At 31.2% G+C, this 14,399-nt stretch carries 12 protein-coding genes; 11 read left to right on the top strand and 1 reads right to left on the bottom strand.

Annotated features, from left to right (window positions below):
• The first annotated feature begins 47 nt into the window (after positions 1-47).
• Genes AC3VJB_RS11760 through AC3VJB_RS11710 form a run of 11 tightly spaced genes read left to right on the top strand, consistent with a single transcriptional unit; the run spans position 48 to position 13,395 of the window.
• Positions 48-1,556 carry a pyridoxal phosphate-dependent decarboxylase family protein gene (locus AC3VJB_RS11760; protein WP_047787947.1) on the top strand — a complete coding sequence of 503 codons (1,509 nt, stop codon included), beginning with the start codon at positions 48-50 and terminating at the stop codon, positions 1,554-1,556.
• Positions 1,557-1,561: 5 nt separating this feature from the next.
• Positions 1,562-2,884, top strand: a complete 1,323-nt coding sequence (locus AC3VJB_RS11755) for a lysine N(6)-hydroxylase/L-ornithine N(5)-oxygenase family protein (protein ID WP_497667180.1) — start codon at positions 1,562-1,564, stop codon at positions 2,882-2,884.
• Entirely contained in the window at positions 2,871-4,064 is a 1,194-nt protein-coding gene (locus tag AC3VJB_RS11750) for an MFS transporter (RefSeq protein ID WP_497651548.1), read from the top strand. Before AC3VJB_RS11755 ends, AC3VJB_RS11750 begins: the two co-directional genes overlap by 14 nt.
• Positions 4,065-4,067: 3 nt before the next feature.
• On the top strand, positions 4,068-6,485 hold the full coding sequence (locus tag AC3VJB_RS11745; protein WP_497667179.1) for a GNAT family N-acetyltransferase: 2,418 nt from the start codon (positions 4,068-4,070) through the stop codon (positions 6,483-6,485).
• Positions 6,486-6,487: 2 nt separating this feature from the next.
• Positions 6,488-7,078 carry a GNAT family N-acetyltransferase gene (locus AC3VJB_RS11740; protein ID WP_159611090.1) on the top strand — a complete coding sequence of 197 codons (591 nt, stop codon included), beginning with the start codon at positions 6,488-6,490 and terminating at the stop codon, positions 7,076-7,078.
• Entirely contained in the window at positions 7,068-8,888 is a 1,821-nt protein-coding gene (locus AC3VJB_RS11735) for an IucA/IucC family protein (protein ID WP_497667178.1), read from the top strand. The genes AC3VJB_RS11740 and AC3VJB_RS11735 overlap by 11 nt, the downstream gene beginning before the upstream one ends.
• 1 nt (position 8,889) lies before the next feature.
• Entirely contained in the window at positions 8,890-9,474 is a 585-nt protein-coding gene (locus tag AC3VJB_RS11730; protein WP_047787942.1) for a nitroreductase family protein, read from the top strand.
• A gap of 3 nt (positions 9,475-9,477) precedes the next feature.
• On the top strand, positions 9,478-10,587 hold the full coding sequence (locus AC3VJB_RS11725) for a heparan-alpha-glucosaminide N-acetyltransferase domain-containing protein (RefSeq protein WP_047787941.1): 1,110 nt from the start codon (positions 9,478-9,480) through the stop codon (positions 10,585-10,587).
• Between the two features lie 2 nt (positions 10,588-10,589).
• Positions 10,590-11,615, top strand: coding sequence for an alpha/beta hydrolase (locus AC3VJB_RS11720; RefSeq protein ID WP_167712723.1), 1,026 nt, complete (start codon positions 10,590-10,592; stop codon positions 11,613-11,615).
• Positions 11,616-11,622: 7 nt separating this feature from the next.
• Positions 11,623-12,552 (top strand): sterol desaturase family protein, encoded by a 930-nt coding sequence (locus AC3VJB_RS11715; protein WP_196781600.1) that lies wholly within the window; start codon positions 11,623-11,625, stop codon positions 12,550-12,552.
• A 12-nt stretch (positions 12,553-12,564) separates the two neighbouring features.
• On the top strand, positions 12,565-13,395 hold the full coding sequence (locus AC3VJB_RS11710) for a crotonase/enoyl-CoA hydratase family protein (RefSeq protein WP_281980125.1): 831 nt from the start codon (positions 12,565-12,567) through the stop codon (positions 13,393-13,395).
• Between the two features lies 1 nt (position 13,396).
• Here the strand turns inward: AC3VJB_RS11710 and AC3VJB_RS11705 are convergent, their stop codons facing one another.
• The gene (locus AC3VJB_RS11705; RefSeq protein ID WP_083574779.1) at positions 13,397-14,359 is read right to left on the bottom strand and encodes a helix-turn-helix domain-containing protein; all 963 of its coding nucleotides are present in this window, start codon (positions 14,357-14,359) and stop codon (positions 13,397-13,399) included.
• Positions 14,360-14,399 lie beyond the last annotated feature (40 nt).

The following is a 14,399-nucleotide window of genomic DNA, read 5'->3' as shown; positions in this document are numbered from 1 at the left end:
GTCTAAATATATTTTTGCTTCAAATTATTAAGACTAAATAAAAATAAATGATTCTAAAAACTCCCCCTTCATTAAAAGAATTGTCATTAAATAGTTATTTGTTTAGTGATGAGTCTGTAAAGTTATATGAAGAATACATTCAAAAAACATTTTCTTATATAGAGCGGTTTTTATCTAACAGAACTTTTTATAAAGGAGATGAGCTTGCAGAAATTCTAAAAAACAAAGAACAAGCTAAGCTAATAAATATTGAGGAAACACAAGCGATAGATAGTGTTTTAGAAGAGCTAAACAATTTATATATAAAAAATGCTATTGCTTTTCACAATCCAACTTATGTAGCACACCTAAATTGTCCAATTACACTCCCTTCTATTGTAGCAGAAATGATTGCAACTACAATTAATACAGCCGTTGAAACATGGGATCAGAGTACTTCGGCAACTTTTATAGAAGAAGAAGTAATTCAATGGACTTCAAAAGTATTTAATATGTCTGATAATTCAGATGGAGTATTCACAAGTGGAGGAACACAGTCTAACTTTATGGCAATGTTAATGGCCAGAGACGATTATGCTTTCAAACATTTTGGCATAAACATTAAGCAACATGGGTGGAGTAATGAAATAAGTAAGTTTAGAATTTTTTGTTCTGAAAAAGCCCACTTTAGTATTCAAAAGAGTGCAGCTCTTTTAGGTATGGGATATGATGCTGTTATTCCAGTAAGAGTAGATGAAAGAATGCAAATGGATACTAACGAGTTAGTCTTGGCTATAGAAAAAACAAAACAAGAAGATAATATTCCAATTGCAATAGTAGCTACATTAGGAACTACCGATTACGGTAGTTTTGATTCAATTAAAATCATAGGGAAAATTGCTAAAGAAAATCAAATGTGGCTACATGCAGATGGAGCATATGGAGGAGCCTATGCACTAACGAACACGCATAAAGAATATTTTAATGGTATTGAAATGGTTAATTCAATAACGGTTGATTTTCATAAAACTCTGTTTCAACCAGTAAGTTGTAGTGCTTTTTTGGTAAATAATAAACAATATTTTAAGTACGTATCATATTATGCAGATTATTTAAACCCTATTGAAGAGAAAGATTCTCAAAGACCAAATCTTATAGAAAAATCTATTCAAACGACACGTCGTTTCGATGCCTTAAAAGTTTGGTTAACTTTAAAAACTCTAGGAACAAAAACAATTGCTAACTACTTAGAAGAAGTACATTACCTAGCTAAAAATGTATACTTAGAAATTAAAGATAAAGACTGTTTTGAAACTGTACATGAACCAGAATTAAGCACACTAGTATTTAGGTATAAAGCACAAGGTATTAAAGAGAACAGGATTCATGATGCTATAAATTTATATATAAAGAACACTTTATACAAAGCAGGAAAAGCATCCATAGCAAGTACCAAATTAAATGGTAACATATACCTAAAATTTACGCTACTAAACCCTAAAAATACAATTAACAATCTCCTATACATTATAGAAATGATTCAAACTACAGGAGAACAATACAAAATAACAAACTAGAAAAAATGAAGAATAATACAGTTGATTTTATAGCCATAGGTGTAGGACCTTTTAACTTAGGTTTAGCTTGCTTATCAGAACCAATTGAAGATTTAAATGGAGTGTTTCTTGATAAAAAAGAAAAATTTGATTGGCATCCAGGAATGTTATTAGAAGATACAACTTTACAAGTTCCTTTCATGGCAGATCTAGTAACTCTTGCTGATCCTACAAATCCTTTTAGTTTTTTAAATTATATTAAAGAACAGGGCAGAATATATTCTTTTTACATACGAGAAAATTTCTTGTTACTTAGAAACGAATACAATCATTATTGTCAGTGGGTAATTAGTAAACTTTCTAATATATATTTTAATACAGAAGTAACGAATATAGACTACGATCAAAAAGACGGCATTTATGTAGTTACTAGTGTTTGCACAAAAACACAAGAAATTAAAATTTATAAAGCAAAAAAACTGGTTCTAGGAACAGGAACACAACCTTACATTCCTGCTTGTTGTAAAAAGTTAAAAGATACTGCTGTTCATTCATCACAATACTTACCTAACAAAGAACAATTACAAAATAAAAAAAGGATAACAGTATTGGGAAGCGGACAAAGTGCTGCTGAAATATTTTCTGATTTATTACAAGAAATAGATACTAAAGAGTATGAGTTGAATTGGATAACACGTTCACCTCGCTTCTTTCCGTTAGAGTATGCTAAGTTAACGTTAGAAATGACTTCGCCGGAGTATGTAGACTACTTTTTCAATTTACCAGCATCCAAAAGAGATACACTCATTAAAAATCAAAAGCATTTATACAAAGGGATAAATCAAGATTTAATAGGATCTATTCACGATACATTATATGCAAAAAGAGTCATATCAAAAGAACCTCTAAAAGTTTCATTACGTACCAACTCTGAGTTGAAAACTACCAAAGTATCAGATGAAGGTATTAAGTTGGAGCTTCATCAAGTAGAACAAGACAAATATTTTGAACACGAAACAGACGCATTGGTTCTTGCTACAGGTTATGAATATCAATTACCTGATTTTATAGAGGGAATTTCAAACAGGATTTTATGGGATTATCAAGATCGTTTCGATGTACAGCGCAATTACAGCATAGATAAAAATCACAACGAAATCTTTGTTCAGAATGTAGAGCTACACACCCATGGTTTTGTAACCCCCGATTTAGGAATGGCTGCTTACAGAAGTTCTTATATAATCAAAGAAATAACAGGAGTAGAGCATTATCCTATTGAGCAAAAGATAGCATTTCAGCAGTTTGAGGTTACACAAGAGGAAGAAATAGAACTCAATGTCTTTGCATAAAGGTATGAAGTTAAAAACATTTTTAATAGTAATGACGTTGGTTGCAGTAGTAAGTGATTATTTACTGCATCCATTTTATCCACAATTTTTTGAGCTTCGTTTTGGAATGACAAACCCTAAAAATGTAGGATATTACTTTGCAGCCATCTGTTTTATGGTAATGATTGCATTTCCATTTTGGGCATATATTTCTAAAAAAATATCAGAATTAAATATTCTAGTGTACACCCAAGCAGTTGCAGGCGTATTAGCATTGTATTGTTACTACACTACATCGTACATTAATTTTTGGGTAGTATCTCTTATCATGGTACTATTTAAAGGAAGTTATTTACTGGTATATCCGTACATTTTAAAAATCATTACAAAAGAAGAACATCCAAGTACAATCGGATTGCTTTCAGTAGTGGTACATTTAGGAGGTATTTTAGGAGCTGTGCTTGGAGGTATAACGGTAGATTATATAAACCCAAGTAGCATTTTTTTAATAATGGCAGCAGGAGATTTTATTCAAATGGCTATGAGTGGTTATTTATTAAAAAGTAAAAAGTATGCTACCGATTTAATCATTTCAGAAGAATCTACCGCTACTGATAAAAAGATAATTCCGAAAGGATTTATCTTGAAATTAGGACTAATTACGTTGATATTATACTTCAGCGACTTTTTAATTAGGCCTTTCTTTTCATCATATTGGGAAAGTTTTTCAACGTACAAAAGCAAATTGGTTTCAGGTACTATATACGCTATCCCGGGCTTTGTAGCCTTAGTAGCCTTGTGGATTAATAATAAGCGAAAATCAAAAGGGCATGAAGGAATTATAAATGCCTTGTTTATAGGGTTAATTGGACTTACGCTACAAGGAATACCCAATGAATCAGTGGTTGTTTTAGGGCGAATTATTTATGGCTGGGCAATTTTTCAAGGAGTTGTGAAATTCGACATTTTATTATTTGAATTAAGCACGCCAGAATCATACTCGGTTGATTATAGTAAAATACATTTCTTCCAAAACTTAGGCGTATTACTAGCTTCTTTAAATGTAGGAGTTATAGTCGATAGTTTCGATTTACGAATGCCTTTTATTATTGCATTAGGCGGATTTACACTCACATTGGTCTTGTACTTTATTGTATTTAAATCGGTAAGAAAAGTACATAAACAACTAGCTAAAACCTAAATTATGATAACAACTGATGCCATAGTTTTTTCAAAAGAGTATAAAGGTTTAGGAACAATAACCATTCGTCCTTTTCAAATAAAAAAAGACAGTGTTTTTTTACAGCAATGGGTAACTCAAGAATATGCTGTTTTTTGGGGGATGCAAAACGCAACAGTAAAAGAAGTTGAAGAAGAATATACCCAACTCATAGCCCCAGAACATTACGATGTTTTTGTAGGAATGTTTAATGGTGAACCGGCATTTATAGTAGAACGTTACAACCCGCAATTAGATATTATTAATGGTTTTTATAAAGCTAAAATATCCGATTGTGGTGTACATATTATTGTAGCACCGCCAAAAATCACTAAAACACCAAACTTTACGTGGTTTATGTTTCGAGCAATTATGGATTTTGTTTTTACAAACCCAACTATTAACAGAATAGTAGTAGAGCCAGATATTCGAAACAAAAAAATGTTTGCGCTGTGTCAACGCATAGGTTTTCAACTGGGAAAGGTGATAGAACTTCCTAACAAAACAGCACAATTAGCATTTTTAACCAAGACCAATTACCAACAAAAAATCCAATCCTTTTCACCATTTAAAAGAAGTGCCATGAATACTTTAGATAATGTGGTTTCTCCACAACAATCAACACAACATATACAACCAAAAGTGTGGCAAAAAGCCAACTTATTACTAGTGAAAAAAGCATTGTGTGAGTTTTCGCATGAACTATTAATACAACCAGTAATAATTCAAGAAGTAGATAACGGATATAAACTGTATAAAGTTTATGCAGATGACACAGAAATTCAATATGAGTTTAAAGCAAAACCAATGGCTTTGAATCATTTGATGATTGATGAAAACTCAATAAGAAAATATATAAAAGAAGTTGAAGAAGAAATTGATGCAATTACATTTATAAAAGAATTTAGAAAAGCGTTAGGAATTGCTGATGAAAAAATGCCTGTGTATTTAGAAGAAGTTATAAGTACACTATACGGAAGTGCATTTAAAATTACCAAAGGAAACCCTACTGTAGAAGAATTAGCAACGGCCGATTTTCAAACGATAGAACAATCTATGACCGAAGGGCATCCAGGGTTTGTAGCAAATAATGGTAGAATAGGGTTTGACAGCAGCGATTATCGTTCTTATGCACCAGAAGCGGGAAATTCTTTTTCGTTATTATGGTTGGCAGGACATAAGTTAAAAGCAGTTTTTTCAGCGATAGAAGCATTGCCTTATGAAAGCCTAATACGTCAGGAATTAGATGTTGATACCATAGCACAATTCAACAAAATAATTGAAGAAAAAGGCTTCAGTCCAAAAGACTACTTGTTTATACCTGTTCATCCATGGCAATGGTTTAACAAACTAGCTACAATTTTTGCTTCAGAAGTAGCCAAAGGAGATTTAATTTGCTTAGGATACGGACCAGATCAATACTTAGCACAACAATCAATTAGAACGTTATTCAATATAAGCAATCCGCAGAAATTTTACACCAAATCGGCATTATCTATTTTAAACATGGGCTTTATGAGAGGATTGCCTTTATACTACTTAGGAACAGCTCCAAAAATGGCAGTTTGGTTAGAAAACCTATTATATAACGATGCTTATATAAAGACAAATGGATTTAGAATGTTAAGTGAAATAGGTTCGGTTAGCTATGTGAATCCATATTTTGAAGAGTTTGGACCACATAACGATTACAATAAAATGCTAGCTTCATTATGGAGAGAAAGTCCATATTCTGTGGTTAAAGAAAACCAAAAACCACTAACGATGGCAGCATTATTACATATAGATCATTATGGAAAAGCATTGTTGCCGGAAATGATTAAAGACTCAGGTATTTCAATAGATAATTGGTTACGTAGCTATTTAAAAGCGTACTTAAGCCCAATGTTACACTGTTTTTACTATTACGATTTAGTGTTTATGCCACATGGGGAAAACATTATTTTGGTATTAGAAAATAACATTCCTGTATATGCTTTACTAAAGGATATTACAGAAGAAGCATGTATTTTAAATCCTGAAGTTGAGCTACCAGAAGAGTTAAAAAGAATGTATGCGCCAGTACCAGAAGATGTCAAGTTACTATCCATATTTACAGATATGTTTGATGGGTTATTTCGCTTTTTAGCCCCAATTTTAGAAAAACATGCGAATTATGGAGAGCATCGTTTTTGGGAACTCGTAGCAGAAAATATTCATGAATATCAAGAGCAGTTTCCTGAACTGTCAGGCAAGTTTAAACAGTATGATTTGTTTGCTGAAGATTTTAAACTTTCGTGTTTAAATAGGTTGCAATTAAATAATCATAAACAAATGATTGATTTAGATGACCCTGTTTCCCTACTCCAATTTGCAGGAAAGTTAAAAAACCCAATAGCGGTATTTAAAAACCAAGAAGTATAATTATGGTTCAAACGTATCAAAAAATATTTAGTAAAGAAATTATTGGATTGGGGGTAATCAACATTCGTCCATTTCAATTAGAAACAGATACACCAATGTTACATCGTTGGGTAACTCAACCCTATGCAAAATACTGGGGAATGTTAAATAAGTCTGTAGAAGAAGTACATGCTGAATACCAAGAAATAGAAAATAATCCGCATCATTATAGTTATGTAGGAATGATAGGGAGTACCCCAGTGTTTTTAATGGAGCGTTACAAAGCTTCAAAAGATAACATAGCAGACTATTACGATGTACAAGAAAATGATTATGGTATGCATGTTTTAGTAGCGCCTGTAGAAAAAAGAATACCACAGTTTACATGGCATGTGTTTTCAACTATTATCGATTATTTTTTCAGTTTACCACAAGTGGAAAGAATTGTTGTAGAACCCGATGTGAATAACGAAAAAATTCATACGCTAAATAAAAAAGCTGGTTTTAAATACCAAAAAGAAATTGAGTTACCTCATAAAAAAGCAGCCTTAGCTTTTTGTACAAGAGAGACGTATCAATCAGCTTTAATTAAACTAGAACAACATGACAAATAATATAGCCCATTTACAACCAAAGGTATGGAGTTTTGTAAATCGTCAATTAATAAAAAAAGCAATCAGTGAATTTTCACATGAGCTTATTTTAACTCCTGAGTTTATTTTAGAAGAAACAGATGGCTGTATATACCTGATTACCTCAGATAATAATGAGTTCACGTATCAATTTAAAGCAAAAAAGTATGCTCTCGATCATTGGTTGGTTGATGAAAAAAGCATTATTAAAAAAAATAATATATCGAATGAAGTTTATTTAGATGCACTACATTTTATAACAGAGTTTCAAAATACTCTTGGTATTCCTGATGAGTTTTTAGCAACTTATTTAGAGGAAATAACAAGTACACTTTCAGGAGCAGCATATAAGTATGTTAATGAGAAATTTTCAGCTAATGAATTAGCTGAAAAAACCTTTCAAGAAATTGAACACGCGATGACTGAAGGTCACCCCTGTTTTGTAGCGAACAATGGGAGAATAGGGTTCAATATTAAAGATTATCAAAAATATGCACCAGAAAGTAATCAATCGTTTAAACTTTTATGGATAGCAGCTCATAAAAAATATGCTACCTACACGGCTGTTAAAAATTATGAGTATGAAAAACTTTTAGAGAGCGAATTAGGAAAAGAAAAATTAGCATCATTTAAAGAAGTTGTAAAGAAGCAAAATGTAGCTACTGAAAATTACATTTTTATGCCTGTGCATCCATGGCAATGGAAAAACAAAATTGTAGCTGTTTTTGGAGCAGATATTGCTCAAGAAAATATCATCTTAGTAGGAGAAAGTGATGATGAATTCTCTGCGCAGCAATCTATTAGAACACTTTTTAATGCGTCACATCCAGAAAAGTTATACACAAAAACAGCTCTGTCTATTTTAAATATGGGCTTTATGCGTGGACTTTCTCCATATTACATGCAAAGTACGCCGCATATTACCCAATGGATAACAGATTTGTTAGCAGATGACATTTACCTACAAAACAATGGGTTTACCATGTTAGGAGAAGTGGCAACAGCGGGGTATCACAATCATTATTATGAAACTTTAGGAAAAACGAATCCGCATAACAAAATGTTATCAGCTTTGTGGCGTGAGAGCCCGTTTACAAAAATAAGCTCTAATCAACGCGTGTTTACGATGGCTGCTTTATTGCATATAGATTACCAAGACAAATCATTGTTAGCGGCTTTAATAGAAGCTTCACCTTATAACACAACTACCTGGATTCAACGTTATTTAAAAGCCTATTTAGCACCTTTATTACACTGTTTTTATAAGTACGAATTTGTGTTTATGCCACATGGAGAAAACCTAATTCTAGTGCTAGAAGAAAATACACCAGTGCATGTGTTAATGAAAGATATTACAGAAGAGGTTATTGTTTTTAACGAAACAATGTACTTGCCTGAGCATGCTAAAAGACTGTTTGTTAAGACTTCAGATAAAATGAAAGTGCTTTCAATTTTTACTGATGTGTTTGATTGCTTCTTCCGTTTTATGGCTCAACAGTTAGATTGTTATTCAAGTTTTTCAGAGGATAATTTTTGGCAATTAGTTGCAGATTGTGTGTATGAATATCAAGAACAACATCCTGAGTTTTCAGAAAAATATAAACAATACGATTTATTTGTTAAAGAATTTGATCGCTGTTGTTTGAACAGGTTGCAGTTAAGTAATACCAAGCAAATGCTCAGTTTAGCTAATCCGATTGAAAGTCTAAAGTTAGAAGGAGTATTAAAAAACCCACTTGCAAGGTTTAAAAAAGAAACAGTAAAAACGGTACAATCTTTAGAAAGTATTTAATATGAGTTTTAAACAGATAACTAAAATTATACAAGAACGAAAAACCACCTACGCGTATGATTTTTCGGATAGAAAAATAGAGAAGGAAACGATTGAAGCAATTGTAACCAATGCGCTATGGGCACCAACTCATAAATTAACCCAACCCTGGAAGTTTGTAGTGTTAGAAGGAAAACATAGAGAAGCATTAGGTGAGTTTATGGCTAATTATTATCGAAAAATATATTCAGAAGAAGAATTTTCTAACGAACGTTATAAAGAAACAAAAAGGTATGCCAGTAAAGCCAGCATGATAGGAGTGATTTTTAAACCTAGTAAGAGAGCACAACTCCCGGAATGGGAAGAAATTGCAGCTATTTCAAGCGCAGTACAAAACATGTGGTTAAGCTGTACAAGTCTAAATTTAGGAAGCTATTGGGATACCAGTATAGCAACTATAAAGTATGGTGAAAAAGAAATTAGCTTAGAAGAAAATGAACAATTTTTAGGTGTTTTTTTTATAGGACATGTAAAAGAAAATCTTCCTAAAGTAAATAGAAAACGAAAGCCATTATCTAAAAAACTAAGCTGGCATTTTAAAGAATAAAAAATGGAACAAAAAAAGAGAGTATTAGCCATAGATATGGCAAGAGGAATTAGTGTTTTATCTATGATACCTGTTCATTCCATGATTATATATTCGACAATGGATACTTGGAATAATTCTTTTTTAGGGAAGGTAGCTCAAGTATTAGAAAAAGGAACTCCTATGTTTTTAGTCGTGATGGGGTTTTCTTTTGTGTTTTCAAGTAAGTTAAGCATGTTTAAAATCTTTAAAAGAGGAATAAACATTTTAGCAAAAGGGTATTTACTTAATATTTTAAGATTTGCAGTACCCATGTTGTTATTTGGAGGATTCCCTAGAGCTTTTATAGAAGGTAATGGGCTAACTCTAGGAGATTCATATAATTATCTGTTTTTTATTTTATTGGGAGATATCTTGCAGTTAGCTGGGATTTCCTTGATTATAATGGGAGTTATAATCAAGTTTATTAAAAACAAGTATGCAGCTTTAACCTTAGCATTACTTATTGTTTTTTTCACAGGAGAATTAAGTGGTTATAAACCTAACATTGTTGGGGTAGATTATATATGTGATTTATTATGGGGAAAAACCTACAATGTTTACTTTCCTGTATTTCCATGGATGTCGTTTATTTTAATAGGATTATTCTTTGGAATGTGGTATCAAGAAAGTAATAATAATATTGTTTTAACATATAAAAGAATGCTAGTTTCAGGTGTTTTATTTATGTGTATAGGTGTAGTATTATGCTATTATAATTATGAATATCATTTTGGTGATTACTATCATTTAGGGCCAGGAGGAACCATAGCTTTTATTGGAGTGAATTTATTTTTAGTTTGGTTTGGGCATATATTAGTAACCTGTATTCCACACAATAAACTGTACGATGTAATTTATTACTCAAGTAAAAATGTAACAACATTTTATTTAGTACAGTGGGTACTTATATACTGGGGAGTATTGTTTTTTGGATATTCATCACAAACAAGTCAGTTAAAACTATTAGCAATTATTATAGGAATTACATTGCTAACATTTGGTGTTCTTTGGACAAAGAAAAGAGCAATTAAACTAATAGCAAAGCAAAAACAATCTTCATCTACAAAAAGAGTAAAACAAGCAATTACATAGTTATGAAAAAAATAGTTATGATACTAAGCTTGTTTATAGGAGTAAAAACGTATACACAAGTAAACTTAGCAGGAAGCGATGGCTTAGATTTATATGTTCAGGAATTTTTAGAAGTTATTCATTCTTATCAAGGTCCACCGTTGCAGGAATTACCTTTAGAGATAGGAAGGAATGCCATGGAAAACATGCAAAAAGATTCCACATTAACCTACGATAAAGTAACCTTTACTAAGGTTTCTTTTAAAGAACAAGATAAACAAGTAAATACAGTAATTGTAAAGCCAAAAAAAACAAAAAAATTATTACCTGTATTACTTTATTTTCATGGAGGTGGATGGGTGTTTAATAGTTTTAAAACGCATAAACGATTAATGCGAGACTTAGCTTTAAAAGCAAATGTAGCAATTGTTTTTGTAGAGTATTCAAGAGCACCAGAGGTTAAATACCCCATAGCAAATGAAGAAGGATATGCGGCAACTTTGTTCATTTCAAAATATGGAAAACAATATGGGTTAGATACAAATAGAATTATTGTTGGTGGAGATAGTGTGGGAGGAAATATGGCAACAGTTGTAGCTATGATGGCAAAACAAAAAGGAACTCCTAAGTTGCTAGGACAACTATTATTGTACCCAGTTACGGATACCAATTTAAATACGAAATCGTATGAACAATTCTCAAAAGGGCATTATTTAACGAGAGCAACAATGAAATGGTTTTGGAATGTTTACGTACCAGAAAAAAAATTATACTCATTAGCAACAGTAGCTCCGTTAAAAGCAACTTTAGAAGAGCTTAAAAACTTACCTAAAACACTTTTAATAACTGCAGAATATGATGTTTTAAGAGACGAAGGAGAAGCCTATGCAAGAAAATTAAGAATGGCAGGTGTACCAGTAGTTTCAACTAGATATGGGGGAACAATACATGATTTTATTGTACTGAACTCCTTGCGAGAAACAGTAGCATCAAAGGCAGCAGTAGCACAAATAGCTACGTTTTTAAAAAAGAGTTTTTCTAAGAAATAGTTTAAATATGAATTTATCATCTATAGAAATACTTGCAGGAAAACTAGAACATATGAGTCTAATAGTACTCGTTTTAATGCTTGTTGAATGGGGAATACTAATTGTAACAAGTTATGTTGAAAAAAATAAAGAAGGAGTCGTAAGTATTGTTTCGTATCTAATACAAAGTATTCCTTACTTCTTATTATCAAAAATATTTATTGTTGGCACTATGTTTTGGTTATATGAAAACAGAATTTTTACTCTAGGTTTTCAATGGTATATATGGATTGTCGCATATTTGTTGTATGATTTTACAGTGTTTTTTATTCATTTTTTAGGACATAAAGTTCGAGTTTTATGGTGTATTCATGGAGTACACCATACGGCTGAAGAAATGAATTTAACCGTGGTTGCTAGAGGATCAATTTTTGATGTGTTTTTCACTCCGTTCAACTTTATATGGCTTCCAATATTAGGTTTTCACCCATTAATGATTTTTGTAATTGAACCCATTGCACGCCTTTATGCAACACTAACACATGTAAATGAAAAAGTTATAGGAAAGCAAAAATGGTTAGATAAACTATTAATAACACCTTCAGTCCATAGAGTACATCATGCAAAAAATCATATTTATTTAGATAGAAATTATGGTGAAACCTTTAGTATTTGGGATCGTTTATTTAAAACGTTTCAAAAAGAATTGGATAATGAAAAAATAGTCTACGGAATCATGCATGAGAAACTTAATAGTGAGAACTTATGGCATGTGCAGTTTTTACTATGGAAAGAATTATGGTTGGATATAAAAAAAGCTCCTACCTTACTAGATAAAGTAAAATACCTTTTTATGCCCCCAGGCTGGAATCACATTGATGGAGGAAAAAAAGCAAAAGAATATAGAGACGAAGCATGGAAATTTAGGATTAAAAAGAACTCATTAAGTACACGCTAAAAATAAAAAAGGATGATAAAGCAATATGAAAATTTTAAAGTAGACTATTATCCAGAACATGAGATGATTGTTTGGAGTATTAAGTCAAAAGGAGTTCCTAATTTTTCACCAGAAATATTATGGGAGTTTAAAGACTTTGCTAAAGATTTAAAAATGATGTTTGCAGACAAGGTGTATCCATTAAAATATATTGTATCGGCATCTACACATAAAGAGGTATATAATTTAGGAGGAGATTTACCCTATTTTTTAAAAAACATCAAATCTGAAAATAAAGAAGCATTATCAGAATACGCTAATTTATGTATAGACGCTATTTACAACATATATAATACTTTTGGGCTGCCCGTACTAAGTATTGCTTTGGTTGAGGGAAATGCTTACGGAGGAGGTTTTGAATGTGTAATGGCACATGATATTATACTATCTCATAAGTCAGCTAAATTTTGTTTACCAGAAAACAAGTTTCATCTTTTTCCAGGTATGGGAGCTTATAGTTTTTTATGTAGAAAACTAAATATAAAAGCAGCTCTTAAAGTGTTATACACAGGAAACATATACAAGGCCGAAGAATTAGAAGAAATGGGTTTGGTAGATTGTGTTTTTAATGAAGAAACGGGAATATCATCGGTTATAAATTATATGGAAAAATCAAACTTTAGCTTTCAATACAATCACTATAAATGTATAAAAAGAGTTTTTCCTTTACAAAAGAAAGAGTTGAAAGACATTACTGCGATGTGGGTAGATGCTTGTTTGAATTTAGAAAGTAAGAGTTTACGTAGAATGGAATTAGTTATAAATGCACAATTAAGAAAGTTAAAGTATGAGTTAAAACCCTAATTTAGGATTTGTAAGTATAATTTTTCCGAAATTCTTTTGGGGTTGTTTTTTCAAATTTTTTAAAAGCAGCTGTAAAATGTGTAGGGTTTTTATATCCAACTATATCAGCTATTTCATAAATAGGTTTTTGAGTATAAGCTAATAAGTCTTTTGCCTTATTCATTCTTAAATTTTTGGTGTAATTAAAAATAGTTTCACCAAACAATTTCTTAAATTCATTTTTTAAAACATTTTGATTCAATAGTACTTTACGAGCAAGTTGCTGAATTGATATTTGCTCATGAATATTGGTTTGAAGTATAGCTTCTACTTTATATATTTTTTTAAGAACTTTTTCATTAGAACTATTTCCTTTTTTAGAATGAATGTTTAGTTGTAAATGTGTTAATTCTAATACTTTTGATTCTAAAAAAAGACGTTTTAACAATCCTTTTTGCGAGTTAGTGAGCATATCATTAACTATTCTTTCCATATTTGAAGTTAGCTGCTGTGTAGTACTTAAGTTAGAAACTTTGTTACTAGAAAAAAGTGCTTGCATTTTATGTTTTTTAATAAATGAATCATGCATCTTAATTTTAACTTCATTTATATGCTTATTTCTGTAAAAAACAATTTTATCATCACCATTATCATGTAATAAATAACTTTCACTTTTTTCGATAATAAGATCATTTTCTAGATTGGAAAAACGAATAATTTTTTCCCCATCTATTAAAACAGAAAGTTCTAAAGTATTAAAACGATTATTATTGTTGCCAGAGATAAAAAGAAAATCTTCTTTGAGTTTAGCGTTAATCAAATTGATTAATAAGCCATCAAAATAATAACTTATTATCGTCCCTTTACCATAAAGAGAATTAATAGTATAGACTGAAGTTTTTATACCACAGTCCATACTTTTTATTTTAAGGCACAGAAATTTTTTTAACTGTGACTTTTTATTGTTGGCAGTAACTATTTCCATAAATACGGGGGATATAGGAAATGGGGAATGAGCCTATACT

Source organism: Tenacibaculum sp. TB-53 (assembly GCF_059716285.2).
Note: the sequence above shows the minus strand (reverse complement) of the source record. Positions and strands in the feature narration are given on the sequence as shown.